At 71.9% G+C, this 15,394-nt stretch carries 14 protein-coding genes; 9 read left to right on the top strand and 5 right to left on the bottom strand.

The genetic code is table 11. The features are described from left to right. Positions 1-81: 81 nt before the first annotated feature. The gene (locus tag BLQ61_RS13560; RefSeq protein ID WP_091571303.1) at positions 82-2,487 is read right to left on the bottom strand and encodes a Tex family protein; all 2,406 of its coding nucleotides are present in this window, start codon (positions 2,485-2,487) and stop codon (positions 82-84) included. Positions 2,488-2,626: 139 nt separating this feature from the next. Between BLQ61_RS13560 and BLQ61_RS13555 the strand changes: the two genes are divergently transcribed. The 3 genes from BLQ61_RS13555 (at position 2,627) to BLQ61_RS13545 (ending at position 4,660) form a co-directional block, all read left to right on the top strand. Further along, complete coding sequence (locus BLQ61_RS13555) at positions 2,627-3,073, top strand: hypothetical protein (RefSeq protein ID WP_091571301.1); 447 nt, start codon at positions 2,627-2,629, stop codon at positions 3,071-3,073. Between the two features lie 11 nt (positions 3,074-3,084). Continuing rightward, the gene (locus BLQ61_RS13550; RefSeq protein ID WP_091571298.1) at positions 3,085-4,224 is read left to right on the top strand and encodes a DUF72 domain-containing protein; all 1,140 of its coding nucleotides are present in this window, start codon (positions 3,085-3,087) and stop codon (positions 4,222-4,224) included. A gap of 61 nt (positions 4,225-4,285) precedes the next feature. Beyond that, entirely contained in the window at positions 4,286-4,660 is a 375-nt protein-coding gene (locus BLQ61_RS13545; RefSeq protein WP_091571295.1) for a hypothetical protein, read from the top strand. Positions 4,661-4,765: 105 nt separating this feature from the next. Here the strand turns inward: BLQ61_RS13545 and BLQ61_RS13540 are convergent, their stop codons facing one another. Next, entirely contained in the window at positions 4,766-6,190 is a 1,425-nt protein-coding gene (locus BLQ61_RS13540) for an MFS transporter (protein WP_091571293.1), read from the bottom strand. Further along, a complete protein-coding gene (locus BLQ61_RS13535) occupies positions 6,187-7,404 on the bottom strand; it encodes a multidrug effflux MFS transporter (RefSeq protein ID WP_091571290.1) in 1,218 nt (405 codons plus the stop codon). The genes BLQ61_RS13540 and BLQ61_RS13535 overlap by 4 nt, the downstream gene beginning before the upstream one ends. A gap of 331 nt (positions 7,405-7,735) precedes the next feature. Between BLQ61_RS13535 and BLQ61_RS13530 the strand changes: the two genes are divergently transcribed. Continuing rightward, the gene (locus tag BLQ61_RS13530; RefSeq protein ID WP_091571288.1) at positions 7,736-8,326 is read left to right on the top strand and encodes an Lcl C-terminal domain-containing protein; all 591 of its coding nucleotides are present in this window, start codon (positions 7,736-7,738) and stop codon (positions 8,324-8,326) included. 88 nt (positions 8,327-8,414) lie between these two features. On the opposite strand, the gene gshA is transcribed toward BLQ61_RS13530, so the two are convergent. After that, positions 8,415-9,950 (bottom strand): glutamate--cysteine ligase, encoded by a 1,536-nt coding sequence (gene gshA / locus BLQ61_RS13525; RefSeq protein WP_091571285.1) that lies wholly within the window; start codon positions 9,948-9,950, stop codon positions 8,415-8,417. A gap of 123 nt (positions 9,951-10,073) precedes the next feature. Continuing rightward, positions 10,074-10,991, bottom strand: coding sequence for an SDR family NAD(P)-dependent oxidoreductase (locus BLQ61_RS13520; RefSeq protein WP_091571283.1), 918 nt, complete (start codon positions 10,989-10,991; stop codon positions 10,074-10,076). 509 nt (positions 10,992-11,500) lie between these two features. On the opposite strand from BLQ61_RS13520, the gene BLQ61_RS13515 reads away from it, so the two are divergent. The 5 genes from BLQ61_RS13515 to BLQ61_RS13495 all read left to right on the top strand — a co-directional run bounded on the left by BLQ61_RS13515 (position 11,501) and on the right by BLQ61_RS13495 (position 15,388). Then, on the top strand, positions 11,501-11,797 hold the full coding sequence (locus BLQ61_RS13515) for a 2Fe-2S iron-sulfur cluster-binding protein (RefSeq protein ID WP_091571280.1): 297 nt from the start codon (positions 11,501-11,503) through the stop codon (positions 11,795-11,797). Between the two features lie 155 nt (positions 11,798-11,952). After that, entirely contained in the window at positions 11,953-13,074 is a 1,122-nt protein-coding gene (gene ribBA, locus BLQ61_RS13510; RefSeq protein WP_091571278.1) for a bifunctional 3,4-dihydroxy-2-butanone-4-phosphate synthase/GTP cyclohydrolase II, read from the top strand. 22 nt (positions 13,075-13,096) lie between these two features. Beyond that, positions 13,097-13,585, top strand: a complete 489-nt coding sequence (gene ribH, locus BLQ61_RS13505; RefSeq protein WP_091571275.1) for a 6,7-dimethyl-8-ribityllumazine synthase — start codon at positions 13,097-13,099, stop codon at positions 13,583-13,585. Next, complete coding sequence (gene nusB, locus BLQ61_RS13500) at positions 13,582-14,127, top strand: transcription antitermination factor NusB (RefSeq protein ID WP_091571272.1); 546 nt, start codon at positions 13,582-13,584, stop codon at positions 14,125-14,127. Before ribH ends, nusB begins: the two co-directional genes overlap by 4 nt. Before the next feature lie 76 nt (positions 14,128-14,203). Then, positions 14,204-15,388, top strand: coding sequence for a pyridoxal phosphate-dependent aminotransferase (locus BLQ61_RS13495; protein ID WP_091571270.1), 1,185 nt, complete (start codon positions 14,204-14,206; stop codon positions 15,386-15,388). Positions 15,389-15,394 lie beyond the last annotated feature (6 nt).

Genomic DNA, 15,394 nt, shown 5'->3' with positions numbered 1-15,394 from the left:
GAGTGGCAGATCGATCGGGGCGAGCAGCCAGCATAGCCGCGCCGGCAGGCCTGCCGCCACCGCGCGGCCTGCCGGCCAGGGTCAGCCGCGCCCGCCCTGGCGCAGCTTGGCGAAGGCCGAGGCCATGGCCGACTGCGCCGGCGCGTTGCCGGCATCGCGCGGCCCCGGCTGGGCATAGCGCCGGGCATCGCGGCCGGCGGATTCGAAGCGGTTGCCCTGGCCCGCAGCGCGGTCGCCGGCGCGCCGGTCGCCGCTGCCCTCGGGCTTCATGCTCAAGGAGATGCGCTTGCGCGCCACGTCCACCTCCAGCACGCGCACGCGCACGATGTCGCCGGTCTTGACCACCTCGCGCGCGTCGTTGACGAATTTGGCACTCAGCTGGCTGACATGCACCAGCCCGTCCTGATGTACGCCCAGGTCGACAAAGGCGCCGAACTGCGCCACGTTGCTCACCGTGCCCTCCAGCACCATGCCTTCCTTCAGGTCGGCGATGTCTTCCACACCCTCGTTGAAGCGCGCCACCTTGAAGTCCGGGCGCGGATCGCGGCCGGGCTTTTCCAGCTCGTCCAGGATGCCCTGCACGGTGATGGCACCGAAGCGCTGGTCGGCGAACTGCGCGGCCTTCAGGCCCTTGAGCAGCTCGGCCCGGCCCATGAGTTCCTGCACCGGCTTGGCCGTGGCGGCGATGATCTGCTCGACCACCGGGTAGGTCTCGGGGTGCACGCCGGTCATGTCCAGCGGGCTGTCGCCGCCGCGGATGCGCAAAAAGCCCGCCGCCTGCTCGAAGGTCTTGGGCCCCAGGCCGGAGACCTCCAGCAGCTGCTGACGGCTCTTGAAGGCGCCGTGCGTCTCGCGCCAGCGCACCACCGCGCGCGCCACGCTGGCCGGCAGGCCGGACACGCGCGACAGCAGCGGCACGCTGGCGGTGTTCAGGTCGACGCCGACGCCGTTCACGCAGTCCTCGACCACGGCGTCCAGCGTGCGCGCCAGCTCGCCCTGGTTCACGTCGTGCTGGTACTGGCCGACGCCGATGCTCTTGGGCTCGATCTTGACCAGCTCGGCCAGCGGGTCCTGCAGCCGCCGCGCGATGGAGGCAGCGCCGCGCAGGCTCACGTCCACGTCGGGCATCTCCTGGGAGGCATATTCGCTGGCGCTGTAGACGGACGCGCCGGCCTCGCTGACCACTACCTTTTCGATAGCTGCAGGCCCTTGGTCCACCTGGGCTGAAGCCGTTTTTTGCACCAGTTTGATGAGTTCACCGGCCAGCCTGTCGGTCTCGCGGCTGGCGGTGCCGTTGCCGATGGCGATCAGGCGCACGCCGTGTTTTTCGACCAGGCGCGCCAGCGTGTGCAGGCTGCCGTCCCAGTCGCGGCGCGGCTCGTGCGGGTACACCGTGGCGGTCTCGACCAGCCGGCCGGTGGCATCCACCACCGCCACCTTCACGCCGGTGCGGATGCCTGGGTCCAACCCCATCACGGCGCGCGGGCCGGCCGGCGCGGCCAGCAGCAGGTCGCGCAGGTTGTCGGCGAAGACCTTGATGGCGACCTTTTCCGCGTCCTCGCGCAGGCGCGCGAACAGGTCGCGCTCGGTGGACAGGCTGAGCTTGACGCGCCAGGTCCAGGCGACGCACTTGCGCAGCAGGTCGTCGCTCCTCCTGCCCTGGTGGCTCCAGCCCAGGTGCAGGGCGATGCGGCCCTCGGCCAGGGAGGGTTGCCCCGGCTGTGGCTCGCCGGGCTGCACCAGTTTCGCGTCCAGGATCTCCAGCGCCCGGCCGCGAAACACCGCCAGCGCGCGGTGCGAGGGCACGCGGCCGATGGGCTCGTCGTAGTCGAAGTAGTCGCGGAACTTGGCGACCTCCGGGTCGTGCTCGTTCTTGCCCGGGGCGAGTTTGGATACCAGCAGCCCGTCGCTCCACAGCCATTCGCGCAGCGACTGCACCAGGGGCGCATCCTCGGCCCAGCGCTCGGACAGGATGTCGCGCACGCCGTCCAGCACCGCCAGGGTGGTGGAAAAGTCGGGGCCGGGTTTGCCATCGTCCAGGGTGGTGGCGGACTGCAGAAAGGCCTGCGCCTCTTCGTGCGGATCCAGCGTCGGGTCGGCCAGCAGCCGGTCGGCCAGCGGCTCGATGCCGAACTCGCGGGCGATCTGGCCCTTGGTGCGGCGCTTGTGCTTGTACGGCAGGTACAGGTCTTCCAGCTCCTGCTTGGTCGCGGCGGCGGCGATGGCGGCGCGCAGCGCGTCGGTCAGTTTGCCCTGCTCGTCGATGGCCTTGAGCACGCTGGCACGGCGGTCTTCCAGCTCGCGCAAATACCCTAAGCGCGCCTCCAGCTCGCGCAGCTGCACGTCGTCCAGGCCGCCGGTGGCCTCCTTGCGGTAGCGGGCGATGAACGGCACCGTGGCGCCACCGTCGAGCAGCTCCACCGCGGCGCGGACTTGGGGCTCGGTGATGCGGATTTCTGCGGCCAGTTGCCGGACGATCTGTTGCATGGGCGAAAAAGGGGAACGAGCGGTCGAAAAACGGAGCGGGCGAGTGTGCCACAGGGGTTTTCAGCGCTGCCGGGCGCGGGGCGCCTCGCGGTGCCCTCCTGCACGCAGCGACAGGCAGCTGCCCATAATCGGCAGCGCCATGCCGCTGCTGTCCAGCCTGCCCCTTCGCACCGAGTGCCCGCCGGGCGCCTGCGTGTGCGAGCGCCCGGCGCTGCTGCAGCGCGGCGCCGCGCAGGAGCTGCGCGTGCTGCTGCTGACGCGCGAGGAAGAAGCCCGCCTGGTCCAGCGCCTGGAGCGCCTGGACAGCCTGGCCGACCTGCGCCACATGCAGCAGCGCCTGCACGCGCAGCTGGGCGTGCGCGTCAGCGTCGAGCCCGTCGTGGCCGAGGTGCGCTCGCTGCGCGGCATCGCCATCCGCGTGCACCCGCAACCCGGCCTGTGCCGCAAGACGCGCCAGGCGATTCCCGCCGCCATCCGCAAGAGCCTGGAGCAGCGCCCGGAGATCGCCTGGGCGCTGCTGGACGAAGGCGGACTGTTCGGCGCCGAGCCGCCGCCCACCATGCCGCCCGGGAGCGCGGCGCATTGAACCCATCCGCCATGCAGGACGATCTGTTCGGCGCGCCACCCGCACCACCCGCGCCACCCCCCTCTCCACCCTCGCCCGGGCCGGGCGCCGATGCGCCCGCCGCGGCGCCCGCCAACCCTTCGCGCGCCAGGAAAGCCAGCCGTAGCGGCACCGGCGTGCAGCCCGCCGCGCACGACGACGCCCTGCGCGCCCTGGCCGCTCAGCTGCCGGCCACGCTGCGCCTGGGCACCTCGTCCTGGAGCTATCCCGGCTGGGACGGCCTGGTCTGGGACGGCACCTACAGCGCCCAGGTGCTGTCGCGCAAGGGCCTGGCCGCCTACGCGCAGCACCCGCTGCTGCGCGCCGTGGGCATCGACCGGGGTTTTTACCGCCCGTTGAGCGCCAGCGAGTTCGCGCTGTACGCGGCGCAGGTGCCGCCGGACTTCCGCTTCGTCGTCAAGGCGCCCAGCCTGGTGACTGACGCCCTGGTGCGCGCCGAAGGCGGCCAGGGGCGCGAGGCGAACCCGGCGTTCCTGAACCCGGAACTGGCGGCGCGGCAGTTCACCCTGCCGGCGCTGGAAGGCCTGGGCGCACGCACCGGCGCGCTGGTGTTCCAGCTCAGCCCCCTGCCCTGGCACCTGCTGGACCGCCTGCCCGAGGTGCTGGAGCGGCTGCGCGCGCTGCTGGCCGCGCAGCCGCCGCTGGCCGGCGCGCCCGATGCCGTGCTGGCCGTGGAGGTGCGCGACGGCGAATGGCTGGCGCCGGAGCACGCCGAGCATTTCGCCGACGTGCTCAAGAGCACCGGCGCCACCTACTGCCTGGGCATGCACGCGCGCCTGCCTCCACTGTCGGAGCAGTTGCCGCTGCTGCGCCGGCTGTGGCCTGGTCCGCTGGTGGCGCGCTGGAACCTGAACCCGGTGCACGGCCCGCGCGGCTTCGACGAGGCCGAGCGCCTGTACGCGCCCTACGACCGCCTGCACGACCCGGCGCCCGAGGACATCGCGCTGCTGGCGCGCACCCTGGTCGGCGTGTGCGCACGCGGCGGGCAGAATGCTTTTGTCAGCATCAGCAACCATGCCGAGGGCAGCGCGCCGCTGACGGCGCGGCGGCTGGCGCAGGCGGTGGCGGACGGGCTGGCGTCCGACCCGCGGCCCGGTGGCGGCGCCGCATGATGCGGTGGCCCGGCGCTCTACGCGCTGGGCTTTTCTTCCATTCTTGACAGGTAGCCCTCCCATGAGCCGCAAACGCCAGGCCTCGCTGAACCGCACGCTGACCCAGCTGGCGTTCGATTCGCCCTACGTCATCGCCACCCGCGTGAGCCGCATGCTGGACCCGGCGCAGGCCTTCAGCGCCGCCGGACAGTCCGAGTTCCTGCGCATGTTCTGGGAGAAGCAGGCCGCCACCGTCGAGTCCTGCGGCGCGCTGATGGCGGCCGGCGCGGCGCAGTACCAGCGCGCCTGGCTGGACCTGTGGACCGGCGCCCTGCCCGCCGGCAGCCATGCCAGTCCCGCCAGCGTGGCCCACACACTGAACAGCACGCTGCAGCCGTTTCAGCGCCGCGCCAGCGCCAATGCCCGGCGGCTGCGCGGCAAGAAGTCCAAGCGCTGATGCGGGACCGCGTCGCCAACGGATCTGCAACGCTATCGATAGCGTAGCTGCGCGCCCTTGCCAATCAAGGGCTAGAGCCACTTTTCATTCAAAACCGCGCGCCGGTCAACCGTGCGCCGGCTGCCTGACGCGCAGCGAGCTGAACACCCCCGCCAGCACCGCGCAGCCCGCCGCCGCCAGCAGCGCGCGCGACTCGGCGCTGCCGTCGTGCCCCGGGTGCAGCGCGAACAGCGTCGCCAGCACCACCGCGCCCAGCGTCTGGCCGGTCAGGCGCGCCGTGCCCAGCATGCCGCTGGCCGCGCCGCTCCTGTGCAGCGGCGCCGAGCTGACGATGGTGTGGTTGTTCGGCGACTGGAACAGCGCGAAGCCCGCGCCGCACAGCGCCATGCGCCAGACCACATCCCACGTCTGCGGTTGCGCCGGCATCAGGCCCAGCGCCAGCAGGCCGCTGGCGAACACGCCCATGCCGATGCCGCCCAGCAGCCCGTCCGGGTAGCGCCCGATCAGCCGCCCGGCCAGCGGCGCCGTCAGCGCGGTGGCCAGCGGCCAGGCGGTGATGAGCAGACCGGCCTGCAGGTGGCCCCGGCCCTGAGCCTCCAGCAGCAGGAACGGCAGTGACAGAAAGCCCAGCATCTGCGCGCAAAAGCCGCTGACGGACGCGCCCATGGACAGCCGGAACACGGGGATGCGCAGCAGGTCCACCGGAAACAGCGGCACCGCCCGGCCCCACTGGCGGCGCAGGTGCAGCGCGCCCACGGCCAGGCCGGCGGCCAGCAGCAGCCAGCCCGCCAGCGGGCTGCCGCCTGGCGCCGCGCCGCGCACGCCCAGCTGCGTGCCGCCCAGGAACAGCAGCGCGAACATGGCGCCGTTGAGCAGCACGTCCAGCAGCGAAAAGCGCGCCGCGCCCACCGGCGCCGGCGGGTTGTCCGGCAGCGCCCGGCGCGCCAGGTGCCAGGCCATCAGGCCCAGCGGCAGGTTCATGGCGAACAGCCACGGCCAGGTCGCCACGGACAGCACGCCGGCCGCCACCGACGGCCCGGCCATCGACGCGGTAGCCACGACCATCGAGTTGATGGCCATGCCCCGGCCCAGCTGCGCGCGCGGATAGACCAGCCGCACCAGCGCCGCGTTCACCGCCATCACGCCCGAGGCGCCCAGGCCCTGCAGCGCGCGCGCGGCGATCAGCGCCGGCATGCTGGGCGCCAGCATGGCGCCGATGGAGGCCACGGTGAACAGCAGCATGCCGGCGCGGTACATGCGCCGGTAGCCAAAGCGCTCGCCCAGCGCCGCCAGCGGCAGCAGCGCCACCAGCGAGGCCAGCTGGTAGGCGTTGACCACCCACAGGCTGCGCGCGCTGGTGGAATGCAGCTGGCGCGCAATGTCGGGCAGCGCCAGGTTCACCAGGCTGCTGTCGAGCACCGCCAGCGTCAGCCCCAGGATGATGACCCGCATCGCCTGGGCGCGCCGCACCGGCGGCAGGCCGTCGGCCACGGCGGTATCCGGCGGGGCGCCGTGCGCGACCGCACTCATCGCGCCGCCTGCGCCGCGCGCGCCATGCCGCGCGGGCCCAGGGTGAGCCAGGTCAGTGCCACGCCGGTCAGCGCGCCGGCGGCCATGCCGACCACCATCGGCAGCGGCCGGCCGCTGGCGAAATGCCCGGCCACGGCCATGGCGCCGGTGCCGATCAGCATCTGCAGCGTGCCCATCAGCGCCGAGGCGGTGCCGGCGATGGCGCCGTGCGCCTCCAGCGCCAGCACCGTGGTCGTCGGGATCACCAGCCCCATCAGCGCACTGGCGCAGAAGTACAGCACCAGCAGCACCGCCAGCCGCTCGCCGCCCGAGGCGAAATACGCCAGCAGCAGCACCATGACGGCGCCGGCGCCGGTGACGGCCACGCGCACCACCTGCGCCAGCCCAAAGCGCCGCCCCAGCCGCGCCGTGAACTGCGCGCTGACGAAGAACGCCGCCGAATTGACCGAGAACGCCAGGCTGTAGAGCACCGGCGACAGGCCGTAATGGTCGATCAGCACGAACGGCGAGCCGGCGAGATACACGAAAAAGCCCGCCATGCAGCAGCCGCCGATGGCCACCAGGCCCAGGTAGTGGCGGTCGCGCAGCAGCACGCCGTAGGCGCGCAGCGCCCGGCCCAGCGAGCCCTGGCCACTGCTGCGCTGCGCCGCCGGCAGCGTCTCGGGCAGGGCGCGGCGCACCAGCGCGATGCCGGCCAAGGCCGCCAGCGCCACCGCCCAGAACACGCCGCGCCAGCCGGCCAGCGCGATCACGCCGCTGCCCACCAGCGGCGCCAGCAGCGGCGAGACGCTGAACACCAGCATCAGCAGCGACATCAGCCGCGCCGCCTCGGTGCCGGTGTGCAGGTCGCGCACCACGGCGCGCGGGATCACCGTGCCCGCGGCCGCGCCCAGGCCCTGCACGAAGCGCAGCGCCACCAGCAGCCGCACATCGGTGGCCACCGCGCAGCCGATGCTGGCGGCGATGAACAGGCCCAGGCCGAACAGCAGCGGCGCACGCCGCCCGACGCGGTCCGACACCGGCCCGTAGGCCAGCTGGCCCACTCCCAGCGCCAGGAAAAAGGCCGTAAGGCTCCACTGCACGGCACCCACGTCGGCCTGCAGCGCAGTGCCGATGGCCGGCAGCGCCGGCAGATACATGTCGATGGCGAACGGCCCGATGGCCGACAGCAGGCCCAGCACCAGGGCCGTGCGGAAAAATGAGGAAAAAGGCATCGCCGCGATTGTCGCCAGCGCCGGCCGCGCGCGCTGGCGCCGGGCGGCAAGACCCGCGCCGCCATCCGGCTGCCCGCCGGGCGCAGGCAGCGCCCGCCCGGTAGCGGGAGGCGGCGGGCCATTGCCATCAGCGGCGTGCCGCCTGTGAATGCCCCGGCATGCCGGGCGACCGGCGCACGCGCCAGCCTTGCCAGGCGTTGGCAACAGCATCAGGCGGTGAAACAGCCGTGCGTTCCGCTGGCGTTTCCGGGGTTGGCCATGGGGTGCGTGCCGGACAATCGGCGGCTCCGCCTTCCCGGCCCCGGCCGCCTTGCTACAAGGATCTCGCGCCATGCCCCTGTCCCTCCCCATGTCCTGGCGACGATCGCTGCCGCCCCTGGCGTTGCTGACGCTGGCCTGCGCCACCCAGGCACAGGCAGCGGATGCCGCCGCGTCCTTGACCGCCCTGCACGCGTCCGATGACGGCAGCCTGGTCATCGACCCGCGCGCGCGCGTGGCCTGGGCGCGCTGCGTGGAGGGCATGCGCTGGAACGGCCGCACGTGCGCCGGTGTGGCGCGGCAGCTGACTTACGGCGAGGCACAGGCCCTGGTGCGCCAGCGCGGCCAGGCCGACGGCGTGCGCTGGCGCCTGCCGCGCGTGAACGAGCTGCGCCGGCTGGTCGACCGCAAGGCCGAGCCGCCGACGGTAGACACGCAGCTGTTCCCGGGCGCGCCGCGCGACTGGCACTGGACCGGCACCGCCAGCGTCAACACCAGCGCCGTCAACCCTTACGCCTACGGCACGGTGCAGCGCGGCGGCGCGGGCGAGAGCGGCGTGTCGGCGCAGCAGGCCTGGGCCGTGGATATGGCCAGCGGCGAGGCGCGCGGCGACGTGGGCCGAGGGTCGCGGCTGCCGGTGCGGCTGCTGCGGCCGGCGCCGTGATTTTCCGTCTTTTCGGGCTCCAGCCCTTGTCCTATAAGGGCCTGCAGCTCTCTATTCAATAGCACCCGGGCCTGCCGGGCGTAGGTTTTCAGCCCAGCTCGCCCACCGCCATGTAGCGCTCGCGCCAGTGCTCGAAGTCCAGCGTGTCGGCCTGCTCGATGGCGCGCTGTGCATCCAGCGAGGCCTGCGCCTGCTGCAGCTGGCGCTGCTGCTGCGCCTCGGTCCATGGCAGGCCCAGCAGCACTTCGCGCGCACTGTACGAGTGGCTACGACCGAAAGCCGTGAAGTCGCCCTCGAACTGCTGCGTCAGCTCGGCCAGAACGCGGGCCGAAGGCGTGGCCTGCGGCGCGGCCATGCGCGCCTGTGCAGCCGACAGCGCCTGGCCGTAGGCATCGGTGGCGCAGGCGGTGTCCAGCGCGGCGGCGATCGGCGCGCATTCCTGCAGGATCTCGCGGCCCCAGTCCAGCAGCGCCACCTGCGCGCCATCGCGCGTCAGCTGCAGGCCGGGCTCGCGGCCGCGTTCGGCGCTCAGGTGCTGATTGGCCTTCAGCGCCGCGATCTCCTCGGGCGTGTCAGGCGGGCTGTCGGTCAGCAGGCAGTGCAGCAGGAACACGTCCAGCAGGTGCATGGTCTGCGCGTCGATGCCCACCGGCTCAAACGGGTCCAGGTCCATCAGCCGCACCTCGACGTACTCGACGCCGCGCTCGCGCAGCGCGTGCAGCGGGCGCTCGCCGCTTTTCACCGTGCGCTTGGGCCGGATGGTGCCGTAGAACTCGTTTTCGATCTGCAGCAGGCTGGTGCCCAGCTGGTTGTAGTCGCCGCCCAGGCTGCGCAGGCCAATGGCCTCATACGCCGGGTATGGCCGCGTCAGCGCCTCGTGCAGCGAATCGGCGTAGCCCTGCAGCCCGTTGTAGCTGACGCGCAGGGTGGACTGGGCGTCGCTCTGGTAGCCCAGGCGGCCCATGCGCAGGGACGTGGCGTGCGGCAGGTGCAGCGCGCCGTGGCCGTCGCCCAGTGGCTGCAGGCTGTGTTCGCGCCCCTGCACGAAGCACGGCCCCAGCGCCGGCGAAGCACCGAACAGGTACAGCAGCACGAACGCCTGGCGGCGGAAGTTGCGGATCAGCGCGAAATACTCGTCGCTGGTCACGCCCGGCAGCGACCAGTTGTAGTGGATGCCCGAGATGGTCTGCATGCGCCGGCCGTAACGGTGGCCCAGGCCCATGCGGTAGACGCTCTTGGCGCGGCCGATGTTGGAGCCGCCGTAGCGGCCCAGCGGAATCGTCTCGTCGGGCGGCAGCACGCAGGGCATGCTGGAGGCCCACAGCAGCTCGCCGCCGGGCTGCTGCTGCGCCAGCACGCGGTGCACGAACTGGTGCAGCTCGGTCAGCTCCTGCAGGCAGCCGTCCACGCTGGCGTGCGCGCCGGTGATCAGTTCCAGCTGCGACTCGCTGTAGTCGGTGGTGATGCTGGTGTGGGTCAGCGCCGAGCCCAGCGCCGCCGGGTGCGGGGTGAGCGCCAGGTGGCCCGTGGGCAATACGCGCAGCCCTTCCTTTTCGATGCCGCGGCGCATGCCGGCGAGGCGTTCGGGGGACAGGGCAGCGATGCGCTGGTGCAGAGGGCTCATTGTTATGGGTGCACGCGGTCGTGCGTTCCTGGCGGTGGGGGCGGAACTTAGCACGCCGCGCCGCCCCGGCAGGCGAGCTGCATCAAGCGTCCCGGCGCGCCGCTGGGGCACTGCCGGGCGCCGTCAGCGCGCGCCGCGCGCCGCCAGGGCCTTGCCGACTTCCACCTCGGCCTGCTCGGCGCCGCTGCGCGGCACGCGCTCGCCCGCGCCACGCGCCGTCACCTCGGCCAGGCGCGCGGCGAGCTGCTCGGGCGCGTCTGCGCCCACGCCCAGGTGGATGCCCTGGGTGAGCGTGATGTGCGCCGCCTCGAAGCCGCCCGCGCCGGCGCACAGGATGGTGCGCGTGGGCGCGCTGTCGTGCGCCAGCACCAGCATCGCCGGCACCACCGCCTCGGGCGACAGCTGCGCCAGCACCTCCTGCGGCATCAGCCCCTCGGTCATGCGCGTGGCCGCGGTGGGTGCCAGGGCGTTGACGTGGATGCCGTACTTCTCGCCCTCGATGGCCAGGGTCTGCATCAGCCCGACCTGCGCCAGCTTGGCCGCGCCGTAGTTGGCCTGGCCGAAGTTGCCGTACAGCCCGGTGGACGAGGTGGTCATGACGATGCGCCCGAACTTCTGCGCCTGCATGTGCGGCCACACCGCCTTGGCGCAGTAGGCCGCGCCCATCAGGTGCACGTCCACCACCAGGCGAAAGTCCTGCATGTCCATCTTGGCGAACGACTTGTCGCGCAGGATGCCGGCGTTGTTCACCAGGATGTCCACCCGGCCCCAGGCGTCCACGGCCTGCTGCACCATGGCCTGCACGGCACCTTCATCGGTCACCGAGGCATGGTTGGCCAGCGCCTGCCCGCCGGCGGCGACGATCTCGTCGGCCACTGCCTGCGCGGCCGAGGCGGCGCCGCCGCTGCCGTCCACCGCGCCGCCCAGGTCATTGACCAGCACGCGCGCGCCGCGCGCCGCCAGGGCCAGCGCATGCTGGCGCCCCAGGCCGCCGCCGGCGCCGGTGACGATGGCCACGCGGCCGGTGAAATCGAGGGTCATGGCAAGGGCTCCTGTCAGCAGGGGGCCGGCGCACCGGCCAGGAAAAGGGCAACGCGCCGCGGTACTGTGCCGCCGTCGCACGCGGGTGCCGGGCATTGTGCGGCAGCCGCCGGCCTGGGTCCGCCCCACCGCCGGCACACAGGCGACAGGGCAGCGCCAACACCGCGGGTTATCCCTGGGTTTTCTGGACAATTCTGTGGATAACCCTGTTTCACGGTTGTATGGCACGCGCAAGTGCTTGATCTGCAAGGGGCCGGACAGTACTGCCTGTTTTTTAGGCAGAGGGCCACCGGTTATCCCAGCCGGCGCTGGACAATCCTGGGGATAACCGTGGACAAGCCCTGAACGGCGCGCGCAAGTGCTTGATCCACAAAGAACAACCCCGGTCTGCCTAAAATTAAGGCAATTTTGCGCGACGCTGCCGGAAATCGCTGCACTACTTTTTTCATAGCTAACAGCCGTTTATCCATATGGGCTGAAGCCTGTTTTTAACCAGAATTCCATACGCGATGCCCTCGACTTCCACCCCGCCCTTCTTCATTGCCCGCGTCGGCGACGACGGCACGCAGTGCGACGCCTGGCCGGCCCAGCCGCTGCTGCACTCGCTGGAGCAGGGCGGCATCGACTGGCCCAGCTCGTGCCGCAACGGCACCTGCCGCACCTGCATCGGCGTGCTCGAGCACGGCCGGGTCCGCTACGACATCGACTGGCCCGGCCTGTCGCCCGAGGAGCGCGCCGCTGGCTGCGTCCTGCCCTGCGTGGCCTATCCGGAGAGTGACCTGACCCTAGCCGCCGCCGCGGTCTAGCCGGCCGGCCTAAAATCGCCGGCTTTGGCTGCGGCGCCCAAGCGCCTGTTGTTTCTTCACTGCCCCGCCACACGGCCGCCGCCCGCGGCGGCGCCACGCCCGCCGCGCGTGCCGCCCAAGCCCATGCGCCGACAGCACCTGACGAGAATCCATTCATGAACACCCCCCTCACGCCCGTCCCCATTTCACCAGTGCAGGACATCGTGGCCGAACTCGCCGCCGGCCGCATGGTCATCCTGGTGGACGAGGAAGACCGCGAGAACGAAGGCGATCTGGTGCTGGCGGCCGACCACGTCACGCCCGAGGCGATCAACTTCATGGCGCGCTTCGGCCGCGGCCTGATCTGCCTGACGCTGACGCGCGAGCGCTGCGAGCGCCTGCAGCTGCCGCCCATGGCAGCGCGCAACGGCACCAAGATGGGCACCGCCTTCACCGTCTCTATCGAGGCCGCCGAGGGCGTGACCACCGGCATCTCGGCCGCCGACCGCGCCCGCACCGTGGCCGCCGCCGTGGCGCCGAACGCCCAGGCCGCCGATCTGGTGCAGCCCGGCCACATCTTCCCGCTGCAGGCGGTGGACGGCGGCGTGCTGATGCGCGCCGGCCATACCGAGGCCGGCTGCGACCTGGCCGCCATGGCCGGCTGCAGCCCGTCGGCGGTGATCTGCGAGGTCATGAAGGACGACGGCACCATGGCGCGCCTGCCCGACCTGCAGCAGTTCGCCGCCGAGCACGGCCTGAAGGTGGGCACCATCGCCGACCTGATCGAGTACCGCAGCCGCAACGAGTCGCTGGTGCAAAAAGTGGGCACGCGCCCCTTGTCCACCGTGCATGGCGAGTTCATCGCCCACGCCTTTCGCGACGTGCCCAGCCAGGCCGTGCACCTGGCACTGGTCAAGGGCCAGTGGGGCGAGGGCGAGAGCGTGCCGGTGCGCGTGCACGAGCCGTTGTCGGTGCTGGACGCGCTGGAATCGGGCCGCACCATGCACTCCTGGCCCCTGGACGCCAGCCTGCGCCACATCGGCCAGCACGGCGCCGGCGTGGCGGTGCTGCTGAACTGCAACGAGAGCGCCGAGCAGCTGCTGTCGCAGTTCGAGGGCAGCGCGCGCGCCGCCCAGGCGCCCGAGCGCGGCCGCATGGACCTGCGCACCTACGGCGTGGGCGCGCAGATCCTGCGCGAATGCGGCGTGACGCGCATGCAGCTCATGGGCCAGCCGCGGCGCATGCCCAGCATGGCCGGCCACGGGCTGGAGATCACCGGCTTCATCGCCAACGAATAACCCCGACACCCCTTACCTACCTATGTTCGACGCAGAAAAAGGCAGCGCCCCCGCGCTGGACGGCCGCGGCCTGCGCATTGGCATCGTCCAGGCGCGCTTCAACGAAAGCATCACCAACACCCTGGCCGGCGCCTGCCGCGCCGAGCTGCTGCGCTTAGGGGTCCGCGAGGACGACATCCTGCAGGTGTCGGTGCCCGGTGCGCTGGAGGTGCCGCTGGCGCTGCAGCAGCTGGCGCAGCGCGGCGAGGACGACGACAGCGGCGAGGAGCCGTTCGACGCGCTGATCGCCCTGGGGTGCATCATCCGCGGCGAGACCTACCACTTCGAGCTGGTGGCCAACGAGTCCGGCGCCGGCGTGACGCGCGTCGGCCTGGACTACCACGTGCCGATCGCCAACGCCATCCTGACGACGGAAAACATGGAGCAGGCCATCGCCCGCCAGACCGATAAGGGCGTGGACGCGGCGCGCGTGGCCGTGGAGATGGTGCAGCTGCTGAAGGGCCTGGCATGACGGGCGACGCCGGCACCCCGCAGCACCGCCGCCCCCCGCGCCAGTCGCGCACCGGCACCACCAGCACCGGCGCGCGCAAGGCCGCGTCCAAGTCGGGCCGCAGCCGCGCGCGCGAGTTCGCGCTGCAGGCGCTGTACCAGTACCTGGTGGGCGGCAACGACGCCGCCGCCATCGACACCTTCACGCGCGACCTGTCGGGCTTCCACAAGGCCGACTCGGCGCACTACGACGCGCTCCTGCACGGCTGCACCGAAGGCGCGCAGCAGCTGGACGCGCTGATCGAGCCGCATCTGGACCGCAGCTGGGCCGAGGTCTCGCCGATCGAGCACGCCGTGATGTGGATCGGCGCCTATGAGTTCCAGCACTGCCTGGACGTGCCGTGGCGCGTGGTCATAAACGAGTGCATCGAACTGGCCAAGGAATTTGGCGGCACGGACGGCCACAAGTGGGTCAATGGCGTGCTGGGCGCGCTGGCGCCGCAGCTGCGCGCCGCCGAGGTGGCGGCCGACAAGGGCGGCGCGCCCGGCGCACAGCCGGCCTGAGCCGCGCCGCGGCCCGCGCCGCACACACGGCGCGGGTTTTTACTGTTTGGTTTTTTCCGAGGGCGGATCCCTGTCCATGAAGTTTTCCAGCCGCGCCGAGCGCATCGAACCGTTCTATGTGATGGAGGTGGCCAAGGCCGCCCAGCAGATGGCGCGCGAGGTCGCTGCGACGCGCGAGCCGATGATCTTCCTGAACATCGGCGAGCCGGACTTCACCGCCCCGCCGGCAGTCCAGGAAGCGGCGGAACGCGCCCTGCGCGCCGGCAGCACGCAATACACCAACGCGCTGGGGCTGGATGCGCTGCGCGAACGCATCAGCGGCTGGTATGCCGAGCGCTTCGGCCTCCAGGTTCCGGCGCGGCGCATCGTCGTCACCGCGGGCGCGTCGGCGGCGCTGCAACTCGCTTGCCTGGCGCTGATCGAGGCCGGCGACGAGGTGCTGATGCCCGACCCCAGCTACCCGTGCAACCGGCATTTCGTCAGCGCCGCGGAAGGCCGAGCGGTGCTGCTCCCGACCACGGCCGAGGAACGCTTCCAGCTCAGCGCCGCCAAGGTCGAGGCCGCCTGGGGGCCCAAAACGCGCGGCGTGCTGCTGGCGTCGCCCTCCAACCCTACCGGCACGTCGATCGCGCCCGGTGAGCTGCGCCGCATCCACGAGGTGGTGCGCGCACGCGGCGGCGTCACGCTGATCGACGAGATCTACCTGGGCCTGTCCCACGACGACGCTTTCGGCCAGTCGGCGCTGGCCATTGGCGAGGACATCGTCAGCATCAACAGCTTCAGCAAGTACTTCAACATGACCGGCTGGCGCCTAGGCTGGATGGTGGTGCCCGAGGCGATGGTGCCGGTGGTCGAAAAGCTCGCGCAGCACCTGTTCATCTGCGCCTCGACCATTTCGCAGCACGCAGCGCTGGCCTGCTTCGAGCCCGAAAGCATCGCCGAGTACGAGCGCCGCCGCGCCGAGTTCCGCGCGCGGCGCGACTTCTTCATCCCGGCGCTTGAGGCGCTGGGCCTGCCGGTGCCGGTGGCGCCGGACGGCGCCTTCTATGCCTGGGCCGACTGCACGCAGGCGGCGCACAAGCTGGGCGTGCAGGGCAGCTGGGACTTTGCCTTCGAGCTGCTGCGCCGCGCGCACCTGGCCATCACGCCGGGGCGCGACTTCGGCAGCGCCGACACGCAGCGCTTCGTGCGCTTTTCCACCGCCAACTCGATGGCGCAGCTGCAGGAGGCCGTGGCCCGCCTGCGCGCGCTGCTCGGCTGACGCATG

Source organism: Oryzisolibacter propanilivorax (assembly GCF_900103645.1).
GTDB classification, from domain to species: Bacteria; Pseudomonadota; Gammaproteobacteria; order Burkholderiales; family Burkholderiaceae_C; genus Melaminivora; species Melaminivora propanilivorax.
This window is presented reverse-complemented; position numbering and strand designations above follow the sequence as displayed.